Source organism: Novilysobacter erysipheiresistens, assembly GCF_036663935.1.
Lineage (GTDB): Bacteria > Pseudomonadota > Gammaproteobacteria > Xanthomonadales > Xanthomonadaceae > Novilysobacter > Novilysobacter erysipheiresistens.
On the sequence record NZ_JAXGFP010000005.1, the window covers coordinates 21,572 to 45,031 of the forward strand.

The following is a 23,460-nucleotide window of genomic DNA, read 5'->3' on the forward strand; positions in this document are numbered from 1 at the left end:
CGCCGTCCCAAGCTACGGCGCGCCGGGCTACGCCGCTTTGCGGTCGAAGCCGGCTGGCTTTGCCGAATCGGGTCGCGAGCGGGTATTTGCCGACCGCAGCGACGTCGCGGCAGGCGCCAGCGCCCGCTTGCGGGCGGCGTTGCGGTAACCCGTCGCGGACATGCCGTAGCGGACACGGAAGGCGCGCGCGAAGCTGCAGCAGTTGTCGAAGCCGGACGCGGCCGCGACCTCGCCGATCATCATTTCGCTGTTGTCCAGCAGGTCGGCCGCGCGCTCCAGCCGCATCCGCGCCGAGGCCGCTTGCGGGCTCTCGTCGTACACGCTGTGGAAGGTCTTGGAGAAGTACCAGCTCGAGAAGCTGGTCAGTTCGGCCAGCTCACTGATCCGCACCACCCGGTCGCAATTGCCTTCCAGGTACAGGCGGGCACGCTGCAGGCGGCTGAATACCTGGCGCTTGCGCAACCGTGAACGCCCCGGGCAGCGCGCGACCCGCGCCGACAGGTCGCTCTGGATCGCCGCCAGCTGCAGCAGCAAGGGTCGCAGCGCGGTGACCTCGGCGACGCCATCGGCGCCGTTGAGGGTGGCCAGGCGCCGGGCGGCACCGCGCCACAGGCGCAGCATGATCCGGGTGTCGCGCCGATCGAGGGTGCCGCGGCCGGCATGCAGGTTGAGGTCGGCCAGGCGTGCGGCCGCCTTCAGGGCGTCGGCATCGAGGCTGAGGCCGATGCAGAGGCCGTGGCGGTCGGCCTGGACCTGCGGCCGGGAGTCGCGCTCCAGTGCCATCCAGTCGCCGCGGCGAAGGCGGAACTTGCCCTCGCGCGCCTCGACCCACGAGCTGCCGCGCAATTGCACCCAGACCGTGAACACCTGGGCGGACAACTGCACGCTGCCCAGTCGTGAAACGGCGATGCAACCGGCCGACGCAAGCGTCGACGGACCGCCCGTCTCGGGCGCGTCAAGCTGCAACAGTTGGCCGCGATCGGCCCAGAGTGTCTTGTCCATTGCCTACCCATTTGCCAGGAGTTGGCCCATGGGTTTGCCGGATCGGTCGGCCGGAGTCAGGAAAGTTCGCGGAGAGTTGCCCGAAATCGCCCCGAAAGCTGTTCCGAAGGAATTACGAAGGAACTTTTTCCAGCCGGGTCAATCACTTGGCGACACCCGGCCACAGCTTTTCGGCAGGTGGTTGGTAGGTGGCGAAACCGATGTCGCTGTTGTCGTATTCCACAAGTGTGACGTACAGCCGGTTTGAGCGCGGGTCGAGGCTGAGTCCGTAGGTGGCCGCCCGGCGATTCGGATCCAGGCAGCGCGGCGGCGGCGCGACCGGGCCGGCGTACACCTCCAACTGTGCCGAGCACCGGGCGGTGCGCTCGATGCCGTAGATCCCGCCGGCGGGCGCCGCGGTCCAGGAGCGGTAGCGCGACGGGGTCGGCCACGCGGGATGGACCTGGCGCAGGCTGGCCGGATCGAGCTGCAGGTTGGCCTGCCACAGCCCGGCTTGGCCCGGCCGCGCGAACAGCACCCGCCCGCGGCGGATGTCGACTTCGACCCGGGAGGCATCTTCGAGGGCGCCGATGCGCTTCCAGCCATCATCACCGCGGTCGAACAGGTCCGCGCGCAGCCGTCCCCGCGGGTCGGCGACGACCACCAGCACCCGTTCGCCGCCCCCCGCCGGATCGGGTACGTAGACCGCCTGCAGCGGTTCGTCCAGCGGCAACGCCAGGCGCTGGACGCGGCCACTGGCGGGGGTCAGTTCGTACACCCCGTGCGCGCCCCGGGTGCGGGCGTCCGGACCGACCCCGCGCCCGACCACCAGCAGGCGCTGGCTGTCGGCCGACCAGCGCGGCAGGTAACGCGATTCGGGCAGCAAGCCGTCCAGCAGGCGCAGCGACTCGGGGCGGTCGACATCGGCCCACCACAGGCGATGTTCGCCGGAACGGTCCGAGATGAAGGCCAGTTGCCGGCCGTCGGGAGCGATCGCGGGCAGGCGGTCGCGGCCGGACGAGGTAAACAAGCGCTCGCCAGGCTCGCCGTCGTCATCGAGGTCGAAGCGGTAGATGCTGAAACGGGTGCTGCGCTGGACGTAGGCCAGCGCCGGGACGTCGTCGGCGGTCGCCGGCTCCTCGCCATCCTTGAGCCCCAACTCGACCCGCGCCCCCGTCTCCAGGTCGAGCCGGTACAGCCGGCTGGCGTTGTCGTGATGGTGCGAGTAGATCAGCGCCCGCCCGCTCGGGCTCCAGTCCCAGCCGAGGATCTGCGCGTCCAGGTAGGTCAGGCGCTCGGCGGTGCCGCCGGTGGCCGGCAGTCGCCAGAAATCGCCGACCGGCATGTTGCGAACGAACACGATCCAGCGCCCGTCGGGGGAATAGCGCGGGGCGAAGTCGTGGTTCTCCGGGCTCGCCCGGTATTCCAGCGCGCGCAGTTCGCCGCTGGCGAGGTCGAGCAGGTGCAGGCCGGGGCGGTCGTGGTACACCCCGTGGCTGCCGAAGATCAGCCCGCTGCCGTCGGGGGTCCAGTCGAAACTCGGCAGGTGGTGGTGGTCGCACTGGCCGACGACGCGCTCGGCGCCGCCGCTGGCGCTGACGATGCGGATCTCGCAACTCTGGTCGGGTATCCGCCGCAGGAATGCGATCTCGCGGCCGTCGGGCGACCAGGCCGGGCTGAAATCCTCGGCCTGCCCGGTCGGCCGGGTCAGCTGGCGCGGCGTGGTCGGGGTCGTGGCCTGGACCATGACCGCGATGTTGCGCTGGCCGGGCGGCACCGCCACGTAAGCCACCATCGATGCGTCCGGACTGAGGCTGGGTGCCACCTCGAACCCCGGCGACGAGGTGATCAGGCGCGACTCGAGCCCGAAGGCGCGGCCGCTGGCGGCCTCTGCGGGCGGTTGTGCCAGGCGGGGCGCCGGATTGCGCGCCACCGACCACCAGGCCAGGACCCCGGCGAGCACCGCGGCCACCGCCACCGCGCCGAGGATCGCGCCCCATCCGCCGCGCAGGCGCGACGCGGAAGGAAGGAACACCGGGCGCGGCTGCGGTGCGACCGGTTCGGTCGCGACGGGCATGTCCTGGTTCGACAAGTGCCGGGCCGGCGCCGCGACGACGCCATCGGTGGCGGTTGCCGGCGACAGCCATTCCACTTCGGCCAGCAACCGGTAGCCGCCCTTGGCGATCGTCTCGATGTATTGCGGATTGTCGCGCGCTTCGCCGAAGGCCTTGCGCAACTGGGTCACCGCCTGGGTGACGACATCGTTGCTCGGCAGGGTGTCGGGCCAGACCCCGGCCAGCAATGCATCGCGACTGACCACCTTGCCGGCATTGTCGACCAGCATCCGCAGCACGCCCATCGACTTGGGCGTGACCCGTGTCGGTCTCCGGGCGTCGGGCGCGCGGATCTCGCGCAGCGCCACGTCGACCATGCATTGGCCTACGCGCAAACGCTCCGACGGCAGGGGATCAAGCGAACTGGACATGTATCCGGACAAGGATGGGCCGCGCAGCGCGCGCGGTCATGTGCCGGAAGGTCGTGGCACCGGCAGGGTTCTCGAGGATTGGCAGGCACGCCGGCCCGCAGCTCCGGATTTTACCGCGGACGCGGGTCGGCGCTAGTGTCCGACCTCGCGTGCGCGCGCCAGCGTCAGGCCGATCAGCCGCGATACCACGATGGCCAGGTAGCCGACGCCGGCGAACTGCTCCAGCATCACCAGCACCCGCGCCATCGAGCTGACCGGCACCACGTCGGCCAGGCCGGTGGCCGACAGGTTGGTGAAACTCAGGAACAGCAACTCGATCCACGGCCGGCGCGGCGACTCCGGGTCCAGCGAGTTGACGAAGCTGCCCGGGTCCAGCATCTGGCAGACCAGGAACGCGAACGCGAACCCCCAGGCGATCAGGGTGAAGGTCGCGCCGGCGGCGAACAACTCGTCGGCGCTGACCACGTGGTCGCTCATCATGTAGGCGATCAGCCCGCCGGCGGCATAGAAGTACAACACCGCCTCCAGCGTCGACGACACGATCAGCAGGGTGTCGTTGCCCAGCGTGATCGAGGCCACCGAGGCCAGGATCGACGGCACCGCGACCAGCCACGCCACCCACTTGACCGCCGGGCTGCGCGACACCACCCACACCGCCAGCAGCGGGAACAGCACGCCGAACGCGCCGAACAACGCGCGGCCGCTGTGGCGTCCGTCGAACACCGGGTACAACAGCAGGCTGGCCAGCTGCGCCGCGAGCAGCACCGCCGAAGGGTGCCGCCGGGCGAGGAACTCCCACCGGCGGTAGAGGAAACCGTGATAGCTCATGGGCATGGGCGCGAGTTTGCCGCAGAACCGCCGCCAACGGGAGGCTAGGCCTTGCGGTAGACCTCGGCGCCGGCGGCGCGGAATTCCGAGGCCTTTTCCGCCATGCCCTCGGCCAGCGCGACCTGCTCGTCGACCCCGTGTTCGGCGGCGTAGTCGCGAACGTCCTGGGTGATCTTCATCGAACAGAAGTGCGGGCCGCACATCGAGCAGAAGTGCGCCGACTTGTGGGCGTCCTTCGGCAGGGTTTCGTCGTGGTATTCGGACGCGCGCTCGGGGTCGAGGCCGAGGTTGAACTGGTCCTCCCAGCGGAACTCGAAACGCGCCTTGCTCAGCGCGTTGTCGCGCGCCTGGGCTCCCGGATGGCCCTTGGCCAGGTCGGCCGCGTGCGCGGCGATCTTGTAGGCCATCAGGCCTTCGCGCACATCGTTCTTGTTGGGCAGGCCGAGGTGCTCCTTCGGGGTCACGTAGCAGAGCATCGCGCAGCCGTACCAGCCGATCATCGCCGCGCCGATCGCGGACGTGATGTGGTCGTAGCCCGGGGCGATGTCGGTGGTCAGCGGGCCGAGAGTGTAGAACGGCGCCTCGCCGCAGACCTCCAGCTGCTTGTCCATGTTCTCCTTGATCAGCTGCATCGGCACGTGGCCGGGACCTTCGATCATCGTCTGGACGTCGTGCTTCCATGCGATCTTGGTCAGTTCGCCGAGGGTTTCCAGTTCGCCGAACTGGGCCGCGTCGTTGGCGTCGGCGATCGAGCCGGGACGCAGGCCGTCGCCGAGGCTGAAGGCGACGTCGTAGGCCTTCATGATTTCGCAGATGTCCTCGAAGTGCTCGTAGAGGAAGCTCTCGCGGTGGTGCGCCAGGCACCACTTGGCCATGATCGAGCCGCCGCGCGAGACGATGCCGGTGACGCGCTTGGCGGTCAGCGGCACGTAGCGCAGCAGCACGCCGGCGTGGATCGTGAAGTAGTCCACGCCCTGCTCCGCCTGCTCGATCAAGGTGTCGCGGAAGATCTCCCAGGTCAGCTCCTCGGCGCGGCCGTCGACCTTCTCCAGCGCCTGGTAGATCGGCACGGTGCCGATCGGTACCGGCGAGTTGCGGATGATCCACTCGCGGGTCTCGTGGATGTGCTTGCCGGTCGACAGGTCCATGACGGTGTCGGCGCCCCAGCGCATCGACCAGACCAGCTTCTCGACTTCCTCGGCGATCCCCGAACTCACGGCGCTGTTGCCGATGTTGGCGTTGACCTTGGTCAGGAAGTTGCGGCCGATGATCATCGGCTCGCTTTCCGGGTGGTTGATGTTGTTGGGGATGATCGCGCGGCCGCGGGCGACCTCGTCGCGGACGAACTCGGGGGTGATCAGCTTCTGGATGTTGGCGCCGAAGCTGTGCCCCGGGTGCTGCCTGAGCAGGTGCGCCTCGGTGATCGCTTCGATGCGCTGGTTCTCGCGGATCGCGATGAACTCCATCTCCGGGGTGACGATGCCGCGGCGGGCGTAGTGCATCTGGGTGACGTTGGCACCATTGAGCGCACGGCGCGGCTGCAGGCGGCTGCCAAAGCGCACGGCGTCGAGCTTCGGGTCGTGCTCGCGCTTGCGGCCGAATTCCGATGACAGCCCGGCGAGTACCTCGGTGTCGCCGCGCTCGGCGATCCAACTGGCGCGCAGGGGGCTCAGGCCGCGCGCAAGATCGATCGTCGCATCGGGATCGGTGTAGGCGCCGGAGCAGTCGTACACCGCCAGCGGCGCGTTGTCCTCGCCACCGAACAGGGTCGAGGTCGGCGCCAGGGTGATTTCGCGCATCGGCACCCGGATGTCGGGACGCGAGCCTTCGACATGGATCTTGCGCGAGCCGGGGATCGGGCGGACGACGTCGGCCGAGAGCTGCTCGGCCTGCTGCTGGAGTTCGGAGGGGATGGCATTCATGGCGTTCGTCCTGTGGCGGCGTGGACGAAGCGGCGGCGCACGGACCAACGGCAGGGCCGGTCCGGCGAAGCTTCCCTACGGCGGTCTCAACCGCATCAGGTTCGAAGGGACTGTCTCAACCGGCCAACGCGCCGGTACCCCCGCTTCAGCGCGCATTGGAGCATGGGCGCGGCCACGGGGCCAGTTGCGCGCAATTTCGGCACGGTGGTTGCACCCGGACGGTGGCGAATGGCATTGCCGCGGCTGGGTTTCGCCGAAACCACTTGACAGGCGCAAAAAGACCGTGTTCCTCTCGGCCCATGACGCAGCGCAACAACTTCCCGCAGACGAACCAGGCCACGCCCGCCGGCGTGTCGGTTTCGCTGCGTGTCGCGCTCGACCTCGCACCCGTTGTCGCCTCCGTACTCGTACTTATTACCCTTATTACCGTCCAACTCGGCGCGGGGTTCGGGTATGTGTAGCTAGTCGGTCACACAAACCCAGGTAACAAGAACCTGAACCCCGCGCCCTGAAAAGGCGCGGGGTTTTTTGTTTTCCGCTTTCCGGGAATCGCTGGAAAGCCCGCAAGGAACCCCTTCGTGAAAAGCCACGCCATCAAGCACGGCCCCGCCCATGCCCCCGCCCGCGCGATGCTGCGTGCCACCGGGCTGGATGACGCCGCCATCGCCAAGCCCTTTGTCGGCGTGGTCCACACCTGGACCGACGTGTCGCCGTGCAACCTGACCCTGCGCGACCTCGCCGGCCACGTGCGCGCCGGCGTGCAGGCCGGCGGCGGCACCGCGGTCGAGTTCAACACCATCGCGGTCACCGACGGCATCGCGATGGGCAGCGAGGGCATGCGTGCGTCGCTGGCGTCGCGCGAGACGATTGCCGATTCGATCGAGCTGGCCGTGTCGGGCCACTGCCTCGACGCGATGGTGCTGCTGGTCGGCTGCGACAAGACCTTGCCGGCGGCGGCGATGGCGGCGGCGCGGCTCGACATCCCGACGGTGATCCTCTACGGCGGCACGATCATGCCGGGCCAATGCACGGGCACGGGCACGGATGGCAGCGCCCGGGCGCTGACCGTGCAAGACGTGTTCGAGGCGGTCGGCGCGCATTCGGCCGGCCGCATCGACGATGCCGAGCTGCAGCGCATCGAGTCGCACGCCTGCCCCGGCGCCGGCGCCTGCGGCGGCCAGTTCACCGCCAACACGATGGCGATGGTGCTGACCTTCCTCGGGCTGTCGCCATTGCAGCTCAACGACATTCCGGCGATCCACCCCGACAAGCCGGCCGCCGCGCGCGCCTGCGGCGAACTGGTGATGCAGCGCCTGCGCGACGGCGGTCCGTTGCCACGCGCACTGCTGTCGTCGGCTGCGTTGCGCAATGCCGCACGCGCGGTTTCCGCCACCGCCGGCTCGACCAACGCGGTGCTGCACCTGCTGGCGATCGCGCACGAGGCCGGTATCGCTTTCGCGCTCGACGAGTTCGAGGCGGCGGCCGCCTGCACGCCGGTGATCGCCGACCTCAAGCCGGGCGGGCGCCATACCGCGGCGGAATTGTTCGCCGCTGGCGGCACCGCGCTGGTCGCGCGCGAGTTGCGCGTCGCCGGCTTGATCGCGGACATCCCGACCGTCACCGGGCGCTCCTTCTTCACGGAGCTGGACACTCTTCCCGCAGCCGGACCACAGGACGTGATCCGTCCGGTTGCGGACCCGATCAAGCCGCGCGGCGGCTATTCGATCCTGTACGGCGACCTCGCCCCCGAGGGCTGCATCGTCAAGCTCGCTGGCCATGGACGCGAACGGTTCGAAGGCCCGGCGCGGGTGTTCGACTCCGAGGAGGCCGCGTTCGCGGCGGTGCAGGCGCGGCGGATCGCCGCCGGCGACGTGGTGGTGATCCGTTTCGAAGGCCCGGCCGGCGGCCCCGGCATGCGCGAGATGCTGGCGGTGACCGCGGCGCTGGTCGGCCAGGGCCTCGGCAACCATGTCGCGCTGCTGACCGACGGCCGCTTCAGCGGCGCGACCCACGGCTTCATGGTCGGCCACGTCGCCCCGGAGGCCGCGCGTGGTGGTCCGATCGCGCGGCTGCGCGATGGCGATCGCGTGCGCATCGATGTCGCCACCCGCCGCATCGATGTCGATGCCGACCTCGTCGCGCGCGAGCCCGTGCGCATCGCTGCGCGCGTAGCCACCGGCGTGCTGGCCAAGTACGCGCAGTTGGTCGGATCGGCGTCGCGTGGTGCGGTCACCACGCCCGGCCCACTCGACGACAGCCGCCGCATCGCCAGCACGCTGGTGGACAACACCGCCAAGTCGCCGACCACGACGCGCGAACCAATCCCCGCTTGACCCCTGTAGGAGCGGCTTCAGCCGCGATCGTGAGCCGGCGCGGGCGACCGATTCCAGATCGCGGCTGAAGCCGCTCCTACAACGACCCATCCATCCAACCACCGAGAACCACCACCATGACCAGCACCCCCAATCCCCGCATCACCATCGTCGGCTACGGCAGCCAGGGCCGCGCGCATGCGCTGAACCTCCGCGACTCCGGCTTCGAGGTCACCGTCGGCTTGCGTCCCGGCGGCCCGACCGAGCTCAAGGCCCGCGCCGACGGCTTCGCCGTCCAGCCCCCGGCCGACGCAGTCAGGGATGCGCAGATCGTCGCCGTGCTCACCCCCGACATGGTCCAGCCGCAGTTGTACGGCGAGGTCATCGAACCCAACATCGCGCAGGGCGCCTGCCTGCTGTTCGCGCACGGCTTCAATGTCCACTACCAGCAGATCGCGCCGCGCGCCGACCTCGACGTGGTGCTGGTCGCGCCGAAGGGCCCGGGCGCGCTGGTGCGGCGCGAGTACGAGATCGGCCGCGGCGTGCCGGCGGTGTACGCGGTCCACCAGGACAGCAGCGGCAACGCCGGGCAGCTCGCGCTGGCCTACTGCGCCGGCATCGGCGGCGCGCGCCAGAACGCGATCAAGACCACGTTCAAGGAAGAAACCGAGACCGACCTGTTCGGCGAGCAGGCGGTGCTGTGCGGCGGCGCCACCAAGCTGGTGCAGGCCGGCTGGGAAACCCTGGTCGAGGCCGGCTACCAGCCGGAGGTCGCCTACTACGAGTGCCTGCACGAGCTGAAGCTGATCGTCGACCTGTTCTACGAGGGCGGCGTCACCCGCATGCACGAATTCATCAGCGAGACCGCGCAGTACGGCGCGCTGACCCGCGGCAACTACGTGGTCGACGACAACACCCGCGCGCAGATGCGCAAGGTGCTCGCCGAGATCCAGGACGGCACGTTCGCGCGCCAGTGGATCGCCGAGTACGCCGCCGGCAACGCCAACTACAAGGCGCTGAAGCAGGCCGACCTCGACCATCCGATCGAACAGGTCGGCCAGCGCCTGCGCGCGAACATGAAGTGGCTGTCGGCGTCGCCGCAGCCTGCACCGGCGGCAGAACCGGCCGAGGCCGCCGCGTGATGAATGCCGCCCGCTGGCTGGTGCAGGCCCTCGCCGCCGAAGGCGTCGACACGCTGTTCGGCTATCCGGGCGGCGCGATCATGCCGTTCTACGATGCCCTGTACGGCTCGGGCCTGAAGCACGTGCTGGTCCGCCACGAGCAGGGCGCCGCGTTCGCGGCCAACGGCTATGCGCGGGCCAGCGGGCGCGTCGGCGTGTGCGTGGCGACCTCCGGTCCCGGCGCGTCGAACCTGGTCACCGGCATCGCCGATGCCATGCTCGACTCGGTGCCGATGGTGGTCATCACCGGGCAGGCGCCGACCGCGCTGATGGGCACCGATGCGTTCCAGGAGCTGGACGTGTTCGGGATGACCCTGCCGATCGTCAAGCACAGCTTCCTGGTGCGGCGGGTCGACGATCTGCCGCGGATGCTCGCCGAGGCTTTCCGGATCGCCCGCTCCGGCCGCCCCGGCCCGGTGCTGATCGACCTGCCCAAGGACGTGCAGGTCGGCGATGCCGCGCACTTGCCGGCGCACGCGCCGCTGCCGGTCGACGCGGTCGCGCCACCGACGTATGCGTGGCTGCACGCCGCGCTGGCGCTGCTGTCGCAGGCCAGCCAGCCGGTCATCTACGGCGGCGGCGGCATCGCCCTCGGCGACGCGGTGGCGGCGTTCCGCACCTTCGTCGATGCCACCCAGATCCCGACCGTGCTGACCCTGCGCGGGCTCGGCGCGTTGGCGGCGACGCATCCGTTGAACCTCGGCATGCTCGGCATGCACGGCAGCCGCGCCGCCAACCTGGCGGTGCAGGAGGCCGACCTGCTGATCGTGGTCGGCGCGCGTTTCGATGACCGCGCCACCGGCAAGCTCGCCGAGTTCGCGCCGAACGCCCGGGTCGTGCACCTGGACCTGGACGCCTGCGAGATCGGCAAGCTGCGCCACGCCCATGTCGGCGTGTGCGGCGACATCCGCCACACCCTGACCACGCTGACCCTGCCCTGCGCGGCCCACCTGCACGGCCGCCACGGCGCCGCGCGCCGCGACTGGCGCGCGACCTGCCAACAGCGCGCACGCGAACACGCCGCGCGCTACGACGCCCCCGGCGACACGGTGTACGCACCGGCGCTGCTGAAGCGGCTATCGGAATTGGCACCGGCCGCGATCGTCAGCTGCGATGTCGGCCAGCACCAGATGTGGGTCGCCCAGCACTGGCGTTTCGACGATCCGCGCAAGCACCTCACCAGCGGCGCGCTCGGCGCGATGGGCTTCGGCCTGCCGGCGGCGATCGGCGCGCAACTGCAGCAGCCCGGCGCGCAGGTGGTGTGCGTCAGCGGCGACGGCTCGTTCCTGATGAACGTGCAGGAGCTGGCGACGCTGCGCCGCTACGGCCTGCCGGTGAAGATCGTGCTGCTCGACAACCAGGCGCTGGGCATGGTCCGGCAATGGCAGGAACTGTTCTTCGACCGGCGCTATTCCGAGGTCGACCTGTCCGACAACCCCGACTTCGGCGCGATTGCCGCCGCGTTCGGGGTCCAGGCGCTGCATGTCGATCGCGCCGATGCGGTCGAGGATGCCCTGCGGCACCTGCTCGCCGCGCCCGGCCCGGCACTGCTGCACGTCGCCATCGACCAGGCCGCCAACGTCTGGCCGCTGGTGCCGCCCAACCGCAACAACGCGGAAATGCTCGACGCCACCTCCGCCGCCACCCCCACCGCCGAGGACTCCCGCCATGCGCTACCAGCTTGATCTCACCCTGCGCCACGCCGAAGGCGCGCTCACGCGGGTGCTCGGCGCGGCTGAACGCCGCGGCTTCCGCCCGCTCGCGGTCGACGGCGAAACACAGGCCGACGGCGACCGCTGGCATCTGCGCCTGACCGTCGAGGGCGAGCGTGACCACGACAACCTGCGCAGCCAGCTCGCCAAGCTCTACGACTGTTTGTCGGTGGAGGTCTCACCATGTCGGTGATCGCAGCGTCGGCGCCGGCCACCACGCGCCCGCAAACCCACGCGCCGATGCTGTGGTTCGACGGCGCGCTGGTACGCACCGACGCACTGCAGGCGCCGCTGACCACCCACGCGATGCACTACGGCACCGGCGTGTTCGAGGGCATCCGCAGCTACGCCACGCGCGACGGCGCGGCGGTGTTCCGCCTGCACGAGCACCTCGAGCGCATGCGCAAGGGCGCCGAGTTGCTCGGCATCGACCTTGACGTGTCGCAGGCGACCAAGGCGACGCTGCAGACGCTGCGCGCCAACGGTCACCGCGATGCCTACATCCGCCCGCTGGCGTGGCTCGGCACCGGTTCGATCGGCCTGGACGTGGCGGCGTTGAGCCAGCACCTGATGGTCGCGACGATGCCGAACGTGGTCCACCTCGGCGGCAACCACACGCGCCTGACCGTGTCGCCGTGGCGTCGCAACCCGGCCTCGTCGCTGCCCCCGCTGAAGCTGTGCGGCGGCTATGTCAACTCGATCCTGGCCAAGCGCGAAGCCAAGGCGCGCGGCTTCGACGAGGCGTTGTTCGTCGATGAGGACGGTTTCGTCGTCGAGTGCACCGGCGCCAACGTGTTCATGGTGCGCGGCGGCTGGGTCACGGCAGTCGAACACCGCGACGCGCTGCCGGGGATCACCCGCGACACCATGATCACGTTGTCCGGGGCGCGATCGCGACCGGTCACCCTCGGCGGACTGCTGGAGGCCGACGAGGTGTTCGTCTGCGGCACCGCCGCCGAGGTCACCGCGATCAAGGCGCTGGACCGCCGCGAATTCGGCGACAACCCGGTCACTCGCGAGTTGGCGGCGCTGTACGCGCGCGTGGTGCGCGGCGAGGAGCCGGGCCACGGCGCCTGGCTGACGTCAGTCTGATGGACGGCGACGTGGCCACCGCCCGCAACCCTGGCAGCAGCGTCGGCGCCGCCGACGTGCTGGCCGCGCAGGCGCGCCTGCACCGCTACCTGGCGCCGACGCCGCTGCACCATGCCGAGCGCTTCGGTTGCTGGCTCAAGCTGGAGAACCTGCAGCGCACCGGCTCCTACAAGGTCCGCGGCGCGCTCAACGCGTTGTTGGCGGCGCGCGAACGCGGCGACACCCGTCCGGTGATCGCCGCCTCCGCCGGCAACCACGCCCAAGGCCTGGCTTGGGCCGCCTACCGGCTCGGCGTCCACGCGATCACGGTGATGCCGCGCAACGCGCCGCAGACCAAGGTCGCCGGCGTCGCCCACTGGGGCGCGACGATCCGCCTGCACGGCGACAGCTTCGACGAGTCCAAGGCGTTCGCGGCAGAACTGGCGGCGCGCAACGGCTACCGCCTGCTGTCGGCGTTCGACGACGCCGACGTGATTGCCGGGCAAGGCACGGTCGGCCTGGAACTGGCGGCGCTGGCGCCGGACACGGTGCTGGTGCCGATCGGCGGCGGCGGCCTCGCCGCCGGGGTCGCGCTGGCGCTGAAATGGGCATGCCTGTCGGCGCCGAACGCGAACCGGCGCGTGCGCGTGATCGGCGCGCAGGTCGAAGGCGTGGATTCGATGCGGCGCGCGCTGCACGGCGACCGCAGCTTGCGCGAACCGGCGGCGACGCTGGCCGACGGCGTGCGCGTCAAGGAACCCGGCCATCTCACCCAACGCGTGCTCGAAGACCTGCTCGACGACATCGTGGTGGTACGCGAGGCCGAACTGCGCGAAACCCTGGTACGTCTGGCGCTGGAAGAACACGTCATCGCCGAAGGCGCCGGCGCACTCGCGCTCGCCGCCGGCCGCCGGATCGCCGGCAAACGCAAGTGCGCGGTGGTGTCGGGCGGCAACCTCGATGCCGGCGTGCTCGCGCAACTGCTGGCGGAGGTACGTCCGCGCGCGCCGCGGCGGCCGCGGCGTCGCCAGCGCGAGTTGTCGGCGCCACCGCTGGAGCCGGCCATCACCACGATCTTCCGCGTCCCGGCAGCCACCCCTTCCCCGCGCGTGGCCGTTGCCATGCACGCGCCCGACCAGGAGTTGATCGCATGAACGATCCGACCGCGCGCGTGCGCATCTTCGACACCAGCCTGCGCGACGGCGAGCAATCGCCGGGCTGCAGCATGAACGCAACGCAGAAGCTGCGCTTCGCCCACGCTCTCGCCGAGCTCGGGGTCGACATGATCGAGGCGGGGTTCCCGGCCAGTTCCGCGGCCGACCTCGATGCCACCCGCGTGATCGCACGAGAAGTCCGCGGCGCCGGCATCGCCGCGCTTGCACGCTGCCACCCGGGTGACATCGAGGCCTGCGCGCGCGCGCTCGAGGGCGCCGCCGCGCCACGCATCCACGTATTCATCTCGACCAGCCCGCTGCACCGCGAGCACAAGCTCGGGCTCGACAAGGCACAGGTGCTGGAACGCGCGGTGGCGGGGGTGGAACTGGCCCGCAGCCACGCCGACGACGTCGAGTTCTCGGCCGAGGACGCGCTGCGAACCGAGCCGGAATTCCTGATCGAGGTGTTCGACGCCGCGATCGCGGCCGGCGCGCGCACCATCAACGTGCCCGACACCGTCGGCTACACCACCCCGGCGGAGATCCGCGCGCTGTTCGCGTACCTGCGAACGCACCTGCGCGATCCCGACCGCGCGGTGCTCAGCGCGCACTGCCACAACGACCTCGGTCTCGCCGTCGCCAACAGCCTCGCCGCGATCGAGGGCGGCGCGCGCCAGGTCGAGTGCACCATCAACGGCATCGGCGAGCGTGCCGGCAACTGCGCACTGGAAGAACTGGTGATGGCGCTCAACGTGCGCCGCAACTACTTCAACGCGCACACCGGCATCGACAGCCGCCGACTGGTCGCGACCTCGCGGTTGCTGTCGCGGATCACCGGCATGGGCGTCCAACGCAACAAGGCGATCGTCGGCCACAACGCGTTTGCGCACGAGGCCGGCATCCACCAGCACGGCATGCTCAAGCACCGCGGCACCTACGAGATCATGCGTCCCGAGGATGTCGGCTGGAGCCAGTCGCAGATGGTGCTGGGTCGCCACAGCGGCCGCGCGGCGCTGGCCGACCGCCTGCGCACGCTCGGCTTCGCGGTCGGTGAGGCACAGCTCAACGCGGTGTTCGCCGGCTTCAAGGCGCTGGCCGAGAAGAAACGCGAAGTGTTCGACGCCGACCTCGAGTCGCTGCTGCTCGGCAGCGATTCCGAGGCCCCGCGCGGCCACCGGCTGGCCCGCGCCCACGTCAGCACCGGCGTCGCCGACGACAGCGTACCGACCGCGAGCGTGCAGCTGGTCGCCCCCGACGGCGCGCTGCTCAACGAGGCCGCGGTCGGCGACGGCCCGGTGCATGCGCTGTTCGCAGCGCTGGCCCGCGCGACCGGGATCGAACTCGATGTCGCCGGCTACCAGGTCTCCAGCGTCACCACCGGCGACGACGCCCAGGGCCAGGCCAGCGTCACCGCCCGTGTCGACGGCGCCGAGTTGACCGGCTCCGGCACCAGCACCGACATCCTCGAAGCCAGCGCGCTGGCATGGCTGGAGATCGCCAACCGGGTGCTGCGTTCGCGTCGCCCGCAGCCGATCGCCGCCACCGCCTGAACCCCTTCCCCACCGCGACCATCAAAGCCCATGACCACTCCCCCCAGAACCCTGTTCGACAAGCTGTGGGACGCGCACCTGGTGCGCGCCGAAACCGAGGCCGCACCGGCGGTGCTGTATGTCGACCTGCACCTGATCCACGAGGTCACCTCGCCGCAAGCGTTCGCCGAACTCGACGCGCGCGGCCTGGCCGTGCGCCGCCCTGACCGCACCAAGGGCACGCTCGACCATGCCACCCCGACCCTGCCGGCCGACGCCGATGGTCGCCTGCCCTATGCCAATGCCGAGGCCGAAGCGCAGGTCGAGACCCTGCGCGGCAATGCCGCGCGCCACGGCATCGAACTGTTCGACTTCGACAGCGCCCATCGCGGCATCGTCCACGTGATCGGCCCGGAACTCGGCCTGACCCAGCCCGGCATGACCATCGTCTGCGGCGACAGCCACACCGCCACCCACGGCGCGTTCGGGGCGCTGGCGTTCGGCATCGGCACCAGCGAGGTCGGCCACGTGCTGGCGACCCAGTGCCTGCTGCAACGCAAGCCGAAGACGCTGGCGATCACCATCGATGGTGCGCTCGCGCCCGGGGTCACCGCCAAGGACCTGATCCTGCACGTGATCGGCGTGATCGGCGTCAACGGTGGCACCGGCCACGTGATCGAGTACCGCGGCAGCACCATTCACGCGCTGTCGATGGACGAACGAATGACCGTCTGCAACATGTCGATCGAGGCCGGTGCGCGCGCCGGGCTGATCGCGCCGGACGCGGTCACCTTCGACTATCTCGCACACACCGCGCGGGCGCCGCACGGTGACGCGTTCGCCCGCGCGGTCGAACGTTGGCGTGGCTTGGCGAGCGACCCCGGGGCGCGTTTCGATCGCGAGGTGCATATCGACGCCAGCGAGATCGCGCCGACCGTCACCTGGGGCACCCACCCCGGCCAGGTCACCGCGATCGATGCACGCCTGCCGATCGGAAGCGGCGACGACGACGCCAAGGCGCGCGCCTACATGGGCTTTGCCGATCAAGCCACGATGCTCGGCCAACCGGTCGACGTGGTGTTCGTCGGCAGCTGCACCAACTCGCGCCTGGGCGACCTGCGCCAGGCGGCCACGGTGTTGCGCGGCCGCCGCGTGCATCCGCGCGTGCGGATGCTGGTGGTGCCCGGCTCGGCCCGGGTCAAGCGCGAGGCCGAGGCCGAGGGCATCGACGTGGTCGTGCGAGCGGCCGGCGCGGAATGGCGCGAACCGGGGTGCTCGATGTGCATCGCGATGAACGGCGACCTGGTCGGCCACGGCCAGCTAGCGGTGTCGACCAGCAACCGCAATTTCGAGGGCCGCCAGGGCAAGGGCGCACGCACGGTGCTGGCTTCGCCGCTGACCGCGGCGGCGTGCGCGATTGCCGGCGCGATCGCCGACCCGCGCGACCTTCCCGCCGTTGCGCCCGCGCACGGACACCGACACAAGCCGGCCGTCGCCATGGAGACGATCTGATGCAGGCTTTCACCAAACTGGCCTCGTCCACCGTGGTGCTGCGCGAGCGCAACATCGACACCGACCAGATCATGCCGGCGCGCTTCCTCACCACCACCGGGCGCGACGGCCTCGGCCGGCATGCATTCGCCGACTGGCGCGTGCATGCGGACGGCAGCCCGAACCCGGAATTCCCGTTCAACGACCCTGCCAGCACCGGCGCGCAGATCCTCGTCGCCGGTCGCAACTTCGGTTGCGGCTCATCGCGCGAGCATGCGCCATGGGCGCTGCTCGACCTCGGCGTGCGCGCGGTCATCAGCATGCAGATCGCCGACATCTTCCGCAGCAACGCGTTGAAGAACGGGCTGCTGCCGATCGTGCTGGACGAGGCCATTGTCGACGAACTGCTCGCTCGTCCCGGCATCACCTTGCGGATCGATGTCGCCACGCGCGAGGTCACCCTGCCCGACGGCCGCCGCGTCGAATTTCCGCTCGACGGCTTCGCCCAGGCCTGCCTGCTCGATGGCGTCGACCAGCTCGGCTACCTGCTCAAGCAGGCTCCCGCCATCGACCGCTACGAAAACACTGCCGAAAGGAATACCCACCATGCGTGCTGAAATCGTCGTCCTGCCCGGTGACGGCGTCGGCCCGGAAGTCACCCGCGCCGCGACCCGGGTGCTGGCCGAAGTCGGCGCCCACCACGGCCATACGTTCGCGATCCACCCGCACCTGATCGGCGGCGCCGCGATCGATGCCTGCGGCGAACCGCTGCCGGCGGACACGCTCGCTGCCTGCCGTCGCGCCGACGCGGTACTTCTCGGTGCGGTCGGCGGACCGCAGCGGGCAAACCTGCAGGCCACGGTACGCCCCGAACAAGGATTGCTGGCGTTGCGCAAGGAGCTAGGCCTGTACGCCAACCTGCGCCCGGTCAAGCCGCACCCGGCCGCGCTGGACGCCTCGCCGATCAAGCCGCACCTGCTTGTCGGGGTCGACCTGCTGGTGGTGCGCGAGCTGACCGGCGGCATCTACTTCGGCGACAAGCAACGCAGCGCGACCGCGGCCAGCGACCTGTGCGAATACAGCGTGGCCGAGGTCGAACGGGTGATCCGCCGCGCCTGCAAGCTGGCCCGCGCGCGTCGCGGCAAGGTGGTCTCGGTCGACAAGGCCAACGTGCTGGAGACCTCGCGACTGTGGCGCGAGGTCGCGACCCGCGTCCATGCCGAGGAGTTCGCCGACGTGCAACTGGAACACCAGCTGGTCGACTCGATGGCGATGCACCTGCTGGCGCGACCACGCGAGTTCGACGTGATCGTCACCGAGAACATGTTCGGCGACATACTCACCGACGAGGCGGCGCTGCTGGCCGGATCGCTCGGCCTGCTGCCATCGGCCTCGCTCGGCGATGGCGGTGTCGGCCTGTACGAACCGATCCACGGCTCGGCGCCGGACATCGCCGGCCGCGGCATCGCCAATCCGTACGCGGCGATCCTCAGTGTCGCCATGCTGCTGCGCCATTCGCTGCGGCTGGAGGACGAAGCCGCCGCGGTGGAACAGGCGGTGTCGCGGGCGCTGGATGCGCACGTGTTCACTGCCGACCTCGGGGGCACGTTGGGCACCGAGGCCGTCACCGACGCGGTGCTCGCGCAACTCCAAGCCGAGGGTTGCCCGGTCCGCATGCGCGACTAGCGACTTTTGCAGGAGCGACGCGAGTCGCGACATTGCAAGCAACTCGATGGCTGCGCGTTCGCGACTCACGTCGCTCCTACAAGGTGTTGACACTACGCAGAACAACGGATATCCAATCACCCATGCCATTCATCCACGCCAGCCGCCCGAATCACTGCATCGCCTTGACGGCGGCGGCTGCGGTGACCACCACGACCACCATCCGCACCACCACCATTCGGTGGGGGGCGGATGCGCGTGTCGGACTGAACTGAACCCACACCACGCTCCGCACCCGACCCGGGTGCGCAGTGCTGGCATCCTGACCGCAGCGGGGCTCTTCCAGGAGCCTGCAATGCCTTCCAACCTCCCACTCGCCGGCGCCGCGACGCCACCCGTCAGTCCATCGCAGGTCCGCTATCGCGCGCACAAGTTCGGCGGCAGCAGCCTCGCCGATGCCGTGCGCATTCGCCGGGTTGCGGCCCTGCTCGCCAGCGGGACCGATACGGTGCCGCTGATCGTCGTCGCCTCGGCGATGCAGGGAGTCACCGATGCTCTGACGTCACTGGCCGGCCTGGCTGCGAGCGGACGACCGTGGCACGACGATTGGAACGACCTGCGCCGGCAGCACCTGGCCGCGGCCGCCGTACTCGATCCGCAGCATCTGCATGGCGTGGCCGACTGGCTGCAGCACGCCTTCGCCGACCTGCATACCGAACTGGGCGCCTTCGCCGATGCCGACGCGGCCCGCCTCGCCGCGGTGCAAGGGCTCGGCGAAGTCTGGTCGTCACGATTGTTGCAGGTCGCGCTCGGCGGCGACGCTGGCGGCTGGGCCCGGCTCGACGCCCGCGATGTGCTGCAGGTCCAATCCGGCGAACTCGGCGTCGCGGTCGACTGGTCGCGCAGCCGCGGCAACCTCGCCGCGTGGCGCGCGGATCGTCCGGCCGGCAACGTCGTGGTCACCGGCTTCATTGCCGCCGATGGCGACGGCCGCGCGACCACCCTCGGTCGCAATGGCAGCGACTATTCGGGGTCGATCTTCGCGGTGTTGTTCAACGCCATCGAACTGACCATCTGGACCGATGTCGACGGCGTGCTCAGCGCCGATCCGCGACGGGTGCCGGACGCGGTGTGTCTGGAATCGATGTCCTACGCCGAAGCCTGCGAGATGGCCTACTTCGGCGCCACGGTGCTGCACCCGCAGACCATGGCGCCGGCGATCCAGGCGGGCCTGCCGATCCGCATCCGCAACACCAGCGACCCGGGCGCGCCCGGCACCCTGATCAGCGCCGCATCCGGCGCCGCGGCGTCGCCGGTCAAGGGCCTGAGCCTGGTCGAACAGCTGGCCCTGCTCGAACTCAGCGGCGCCGGCCTGATGGGCGTACCCGGCACCGCCGAACGGATGTTCGCGGCGCTGCGCGAGGCCGGGGTGTCGGTGACGATGATCTCGCAGGGCTCGTCGGAGCATTCGATCTGCTGCGTCGTGCGCGCCGACCAGGCCGAACGCGCGCGTGTCGCGGTGCAGGCCGCATTCGCCAAGGCGATCGCCGCGGGCCAAGTACACGGCGTCGCCGTGACTCCCGACATCTGCGTGCTGGCCGCGGTCGGCGACGGCATGGTCGGCGGCGTCGGCGTGGCGGCGCGACTGTTCGACGGGCTCGCCCGGGCCCGGGTCAACATCCGGGCGATCGCGCAAGGCGCGAGCGAGCGCAATATCTCGGTCGCGGTCGCCGCCGACGACGCGGTGCGCGGCCTGCGTGCGGCGCACTCGGCGTTCTGGCTGTCGCGACAAACGCTATCGGTCGGATTGATCGGCCCGGGCAATGTCGGCCGCGCGCTGCTCGCGCAGTTCGCCGCGATGCTGCCACGCTACGCCGGCCACGGCGGCCTCGACCTGCGCCTGCGCGCGGTGGCCGACAGCCGGCGGATGACGCTGGCGGCGCGAACGATTTCCCCGGAGACGGCCGTCGCCGGACTCGATGACGGCGAACCGCTCGACCTTTCCCACTTCGTCAGCCACGTGCAGGCCGAGCACCTGCCGCATGCGTTGATCATCGACTGCAGCGGCAACGACGCGATTGCCGCGCACTACCCGCAATGGCTCGCCGCCGGCATCCACGTCGTCACGCCGAGCAAGCACGCCGGTTCCGGCCCATTGGCACGCTACCGCGCGATCCGCGCGGCGACCCGCGGCGGCGGCCAGTTCCGCTACGAGGCCACGGTCGGCGCCGGCCTGCCGGTGATCCAGACCCTGCGCAACCAGCTCGACACCGGCGATGCGCTGATCGGCATCGAGGGGATCCTGTCGGGCACGCTGGCATGGCTGTTCAACCGCTTCGACGGCAGCCAGCCGTTCTCGCACCTGCTGCGCGAGGCCCATGCGCTGGGCTACACCGAGCCGGACCCGCGCGACGACCTGTCGGGCATCGACGTCGCCCGCAAGCTGGTGATACTTGCCCGCGAGGCCGGCCGCGAGTTGTCGCTGGACGACGTGGCGATCGACAACCTGGTGCCGCCGGCGTTGCGTGAACTCGATCGCGAGGCGTTCCTCGCCCGCGCCGACGAACTGGATGCGCCGCTGCGGGCGCGGCTGCAGGCGGCGCAGGCTGAGGGCCGCATGCTGCGCCACCTCGCCTGTCTCGATGATGCCGGCGCGCGGGTCGGACTGGTCGCCCCCGAGCCCGGCCACGCCAGCCTGCACGGGCGACTGACCGACAACCTGGTGCAGTTCCGCACCCGCCGCTACGCGGATAATCCGCTGGTGGTGCAGGGACCTGGCGCGGGTCCGGAGGTCACCGCCGCAGGCGTATTCGGCGACGTGCTGATGATCGCGCAATCACTGGGAGCCCGACTTTGAACGATATCGACGGCCGCATCGACCAAGCCCGCCCCGGCGCTGAACGCCGCCTGCAGGCGACCGCGTTCGCGCCGGCCAGCGTCGGCAACATCGGGGTCGGCTTCGACCTGCTCGGCCATACCATCGACGGCCCCGGCGACCGCGCCACGGTGCGCCGGATCGACGCGCCGGAGGTGCGCATCGTCGCGATCGACGGCGATGTCGGTGGTTCTGCACAACTGCCGCTGCAAGCCGAGCGCAACACCGCTGGCCGTGCGCTGATCGAGCTGCGCGAGCGCCACGGCATCGAGCACGGTTTCGAGTTGCACCTGCACAAGGGCATCGCGCTCGGCTCCGGCCTCGGCGGTTCGGCGGCCTCGTGCGTGGCGGCGCTGGTCGCGGCCAACGCGGTGTTGGATGCGCCGCTGTCGCGCGAGGCGTTGTACCCGCTGGCGCTGGTCGGCGAAGCGGTCGCCAGCGGCAGTATGCACGGCGACAACGTCGCGCCGATGCTGTTGGGCGGCGTGGTGCTGGCGACGCCGACGCGGATGATCGCGCTCACCGCGCCACCGCTGTTCTGCGCGGCGGTGCATCCGGACTTCGTGCTTGAAACCCGGCGCGCGCGCGAGGCGCTGGCGGCGCCGTATCCGCTGGCCGACTTCGTGCGGCAGAGCGAGCACCTGGCGCTGTTCCTCACCGGCCTCGCCCGCGGCGACCACGCGCTGATCGCCGAAGGTTTGCGCGACGTGCTGGTCCAGCCACGCCGGGCACCGCTGATTCCCGGATTTGCCGCGGTGCGCGACGCCGCACTCGCGCACGGTGCCCTCGGCGCAAGCATCTCCGGCGCCGGGCCCACGGTATTCGGCTGGTTCGCCGAGCGCGACCGCGCGGAGGGCGCGGCGCAGGCGATGCAGGCGGCGTTCGCGCAAGTGGACCTGCACAGCACGGCCTGGGTGTCGCCGGTCAACGGTCCGCGCGCGGAGGTGATCGGATGAACTACGTCAGCACTCGCGGCGGCATCGCACCGGTGTCGCTGGAGGTCGCGATCGCCGCCGGCCTCGCCCCCGACGGTGGCCTGTATGTGCCCGAACGCATCCCGGTCGTCGACATGACTCACCCCAAGGCGACGCTGGCGCAGACCGCCGAACAGGTACTGTCGCCGTACTTCGCCGGCTCGGGCTTGCGCGAGCACCTGTCGCAGTTGTGCACTACCGCGTTCGACTTCCCGGCACCACTGCGCGCACTGAACGCGCCCGACGACTACCTGTTGGAACTGTTCCACGGCCCGACCGCGGCGTTCAAGGACTACGCCGCGCGCTTCCTCGCCGAAACGCTGTCGCGCTTGCGCGAGCCCTCGCAGCCGACCACCACCGTCCTGGTCGCCACCTCCGGCGACACCGGTGCCGCGGTCGCCGCCGCCTTCCACCGCCGCCCCGGCTTCCGCGTCCTGGTGCTGTACCCCGACGGCCGCGTGTCGCCGCGGCAGGCGCACGTGCTGGGCAGCTTCAGCAACAACGTGCAGGCAATGCGCGTGGACGGCAGCTTCGACGATTGCCAGCGGCTGGTGAAACAGGCGCTGGTCGATGCGTCCTTGCGCGAGAAGGTGACCCTGACCTCGGCCAACAGCATCAGCCTGGGGCGCCTGCTGCCACAGATCGCGTATTACGCACACGCGGCGCTCGACTTCCACGCGCGCCACGGCATGCCGCTGAACTTCATCGTGCCGACCGGAAACCTCGGCAACGCGCTTGCATGCTGGCTGGCGCGAAGCATGGGCCTGCCGGTCGGCGAGATCGTGCTGGCCTGCAACGCCAACGACACACTGCCGCGCTACCTCGACGGCGAGGACTACGCGCCGCGCGCGACCGAAGCGACGCTCGCCAATGCGATGGACGTGGGCGCGCCTAGCAACTTCGAACGGCTGCGATGGTGGCACCCGGACGACGCCGAACTGCGCTCCGGATTGCGCGCGCTCCGGGTCGATGACGCCGCGATCCGCGACACGATCGCGAATGCGCCGCGGCGCCACGGCGTGGTGCCGTGCCCGCACACCGCGGTCGGCCTGCGGGTGCTGGAGCGATTGCGCGCCGCCGGCGACACGGGCGCCTGGGCCGTGGTCGCCACCGCGCACCCGGCCAAGTTCGAAAGCGTCGTCGAGCCGCTGGTCGGGCATGCAGTTGAACCGCCGGCGGCATTGACCGCGGCGCTGGCGCATCCGGCACATGCTCAGCCGTTGGCGGCGGACTACGCGGCGCTCCGTGACCACCTGTTGCGAGGTGCCGGAGCCTGATTG

18 protein-coding genes and 1 riboswitch are annotated in these 23,460 nt (G+C 70.5%); of the genes, 14 read left to right on the forward strand and 4 right to left on the reverse strand.

The annotated features are described in order from the left end of the window. Positions 1–27: 27 nt before the first annotated feature. The 4 genes from SNE34_RS10085 to thiC all read right to left on the reverse strand — a co-directional run bounded on the left by SNE34_RS10085 (position 28) and on the right by thiC (position 6,216). A complete protein-coding gene (locus tag SNE34_RS10085) occupies positions 28–1,002 on the reverse strand; it encodes a helix-turn-helix domain-containing protein (protein ID WP_332616877.1) in 975 nt (324 codons plus the stop codon). A 142-nt stretch (positions 1,003–1,144) separates the two neighbouring features. Next, a complete protein-coding gene (locus SNE34_RS10090; protein ID WP_332616878.1) occupies positions 1,145–3,466 on the reverse strand; it encodes a winged helix-turn-helix domain-containing protein in 2,322 nt (773 codons plus the stop codon). Positions 3,467–3,598: 132 nt separating this feature from the next. Continuing rightward, positions 3,599–4,300 (reverse strand): ion channel, encoded by a 702-nt coding sequence (locus SNE34_RS10095; protein ID WP_332616879.1) that lies wholly within the window; start codon positions 4,298–4,300, stop codon positions 3,599–3,601. Positions 4,301–4,338: 38 nt separating this feature from the next. Then, positions 4,339–6,216 (reverse strand): phosphomethylpyrimidine synthase ThiC, encoded by a 1,878-nt coding sequence (gene thiC / locus SNE34_RS10100; RefSeq protein WP_332616880.1) that lies wholly within the window; start codon positions 6,214–6,216, stop codon positions 4,339–4,341. A 54-nt stretch (positions 6,217–6,270) separates the two neighbouring features. Further along, a riboswitch (TPP riboswitch) is annotated at positions 6,271–6,368 on the reverse strand. Between the two features lie 147 nt (positions 6,369–6,515). Between thiC and SNE34_RS10105 the strand changes: the two genes are divergently transcribed. The 14 genes from SNE34_RS10105 to thrC all read left to right on the forward strand — a co-directional run bounded on the left by SNE34_RS10105 (position 6,516) and on the right by thrC (position 23,457). Further along, positions 6,516–6,677, forward strand: coding sequence for a hypothetical protein (locus SNE34_RS10105; protein WP_332616881.1), 162 nt, complete (start codon positions 6,516–6,518; stop codon positions 6,675–6,677). Between the two features lie 117 nt (positions 6,678–6,794). Beyond that, on the forward strand, positions 6,795–8,549 hold the full coding sequence (gene ilvD, locus SNE34_RS10110) for a dihydroxy-acid dehydratase (protein WP_332616882.1): 1,755 nt from the start codon (positions 6,795–6,797) through the stop codon (positions 8,547–8,549). Positions 8,550–8,665: 116 nt separating this feature from the next. After that, positions 8,666–9,670 (forward strand): ketol-acid reductoisomerase, encoded by a 1,005-nt coding sequence (gene ilvC / locus SNE34_RS10115; RefSeq protein WP_332616883.1) that lies wholly within the window; start codon positions 8,666–8,668, stop codon positions 9,668–9,670. Next, positions 9,670–11,394, forward strand: coding sequence for an acetolactate synthase 2 catalytic subunit (ilvG, locus tag SNE34_RS10120; RefSeq protein ID WP_332616884.1), 1,725 nt, complete (start codon positions 9,670–9,672; stop codon positions 11,392–11,394). The genes ilvC and ilvG overlap by 1 nt, the downstream gene beginning before the upstream one ends. Next, positions 11,378–11,614, forward strand: a complete 237-nt coding sequence (locus SNE34_RS10125; protein ID WP_332616885.1) for an ACT domain-containing protein — start codon at positions 11,378–11,380, stop codon at positions 11,612–11,614. The genes ilvG and SNE34_RS10125 overlap by 17 nt, the downstream gene beginning before the upstream one ends. After that, complete coding sequence (locus tag SNE34_RS10130; protein WP_332616886.1) at positions 11,605–12,513, forward strand: aminotransferase class IV; 909 nt, start codon at positions 11,605–11,607, stop codon at positions 12,511–12,513. The genes SNE34_RS10125 and SNE34_RS10130 overlap by 10 nt, the downstream gene beginning before the upstream one ends. Continuing rightward, the gene (locus SNE34_RS10135; RefSeq protein ID WP_425604503.1) at positions 12,513–13,646 is read left to right on the forward strand and encodes a threonine dehydratase; all 1,134 of its coding nucleotides are present in this window, start codon (positions 12,513–12,515) and stop codon (positions 13,644–13,646) included. The genes SNE34_RS10130 and SNE34_RS10135 overlap by 1 nt, the downstream gene beginning before the upstream one ends. After that, on the forward strand, positions 13,643–15,196 hold the full coding sequence (locus SNE34_RS10140) for a 2-isopropylmalate synthase (protein WP_332616887.1): 1,554 nt from the start codon (positions 13,643–13,645) through the stop codon (positions 15,194–15,196). The genes SNE34_RS10135 and SNE34_RS10140 overlap by 4 nt, the downstream gene beginning before the upstream one ends. Before the next feature lie 30 nt (positions 15,197–15,226). Then, positions 15,227–16,687: a 3-isopropylmalate dehydratase large subunit gene (leuC, locus tag SNE34_RS10145; RefSeq protein WP_332616888.1), complete on the forward strand. Its 1,461-nt coding sequence runs from the start codon at positions 15,227–15,229 to the stop codon at positions 16,685–16,687. Continuing rightward, positions 16,687–17,283 (forward strand): 3-isopropylmalate dehydratase small subunit, encoded by a 597-nt coding sequence (leuD, locus tag SNE34_RS10150; protein ID WP_332616890.1) that lies wholly within the window; start codon positions 16,687–16,689, stop codon positions 17,281–17,283. Before leuC ends, leuD begins: the two co-directional genes overlap by 1 nt. Continuing rightward, a complete protein-coding gene (gene leuB, locus SNE34_RS10155; protein ID WP_332616892.1) occupies positions 17,273–18,352 on the forward strand; it encodes a 3-isopropylmalate dehydrogenase in 1,080 nt (359 codons plus the stop codon). Before leuD ends, leuB begins: the two co-directional genes overlap by 11 nt. 334 nt (positions 18,353–18,686) lie before the next feature. Then, positions 18,687–21,188 (forward strand): bifunctional aspartate kinase/homoserine dehydrogenase I, encoded by a 2,502-nt coding sequence (gene thrA / locus SNE34_RS10160; RefSeq protein WP_332616893.1) that lies wholly within the window; start codon positions 18,687–18,689, stop codon positions 21,186–21,188. Positions 21,189–21,193: 5 nt separating this feature from the next. Further along, on the forward strand, positions 21,194–22,162 hold the full coding sequence (locus SNE34_RS10165) for a homoserine kinase (protein WP_332617301.1): 969 nt from the start codon (positions 21,194–21,196) through the stop codon (positions 22,160–22,162). Next, a complete protein-coding gene (thrC, locus tag SNE34_RS10170) occupies positions 22,159–23,457 on the forward strand; it encodes a threonine synthase (protein ID WP_332616894.1) in 1,299 nt (432 codons plus the stop codon). The genes SNE34_RS10165 and thrC overlap by 4 nt, the downstream gene beginning before the upstream one ends. Positions 23,458–23,460 lie beyond the last annotated feature (3 nt).

Excerpts from the sequence above, each read along its gene's own strand:
- SNE34_RS10135 (WP_425604503.1), top strand. The coding sequence starts at position 12,513 with ATGGACGGCGACGTGGCCACCGCCCGCAACCCTGGCAGCAGCGTCGGC.
- SNE34_RS10125 (WP_332616885.1), top strand. The coding sequence starts at position 11,378 with ATGCGCTACCAGCTTGATCTCACCCTGCGCCACGCCGAAGGCGCGCTC.
- SNE34_RS10085 (WP_332616877.1), bottom strand. The coding sequence starts at position 1,002 with ATGGACAAGACACTCTGGGCCGATCGCGGCCAACTGTTGCAGCTTGAC.
- thrA (WP_332616893.1), top strand. The coding sequence starts at position 18,687 with ATGCCTTCCAACCTCCCACTCGCCGGCGCCGCGACGCCACCCGTCAGT.
- SNE34_RS10130 (WP_332616886.1), top strand. The coding sequence starts at position 11,605 with ATGTCGGTGATCGCAGCGTCGGCGCCGGCCACCACGCGCCCGCAAACC.
- thiC (WP_332616880.1), bottom strand. The coding sequence starts at position 6,216 with ATGAATGCCATCCCCTCCGAACTCCAGCAGCAGGCCGAGCAGCTCTCG.
- SNE34_RS10140 (WP_332616887.1), top strand. The coding sequence starts at position 13,643 with ATGAACGATCCGACCGCGCGCGTGCGCATCTTCGACACCAGCCTGCGC.
- leuD (WP_332616890.1), top strand. The coding sequence starts at position 16,687 with ATGCAGGCTTTCACCAAACTGGCCTCGTCCACCGTGGTGCTGCGCGAG.
- thrC (WP_332616894.1), top strand. The coding sequence starts at position 22,159 with ATGAACTACGTCAGCACTCGCGGCGGCATCGCACCGGTGTCGCTGGAG.
- SNE34_RS10095 (WP_332616879.1), bottom strand. The coding sequence starts at position 4,300 with ATGCCCATGAGCTATCACGGTTTCCTCTACCGCCGGTGGGAGTTCCTC.
- SNE34_RS10105 (WP_332616881.1), top strand. The coding sequence starts at position 6,516 with ATGACGCAGCGCAACAACTTCCCGCAGACGAACCAGGCCACGCCCGCC.
- leuB (WP_332616892.1), top strand. The coding sequence starts at position 17,273 with ATGCGTGCTGAAATCGTCGTCCTGCCCGGTGACGGCGTCGGCCCGGAA.
- ilvC (WP_332616883.1), top strand. The coding sequence starts at position 8,666 with ATGACCAGCACCCCCAATCCCCGCATCACCATCGTCGGCTACGGCAGC.
- leuC (WP_332616888.1), top strand. The coding sequence starts at position 15,227 with ATGACCACTCCCCCCAGAACCCTGTTCGACAAGCTGTGGGACGCGCAC.
- ilvG (WP_332616884.1), top strand. The coding sequence starts at position 9,670 with ATGAATGCCGCCCGCTGGCTGGTGCAGGCCCTCGCCGCCGAAGGCGTC.
- SNE34_RS10090 (WP_332616878.1), bottom strand. The coding sequence starts at position 3,466 with ATGTCCAGTTCGCTTGATCCCCTGCCGTCGGAGCGTTTGCGCGTAGGC.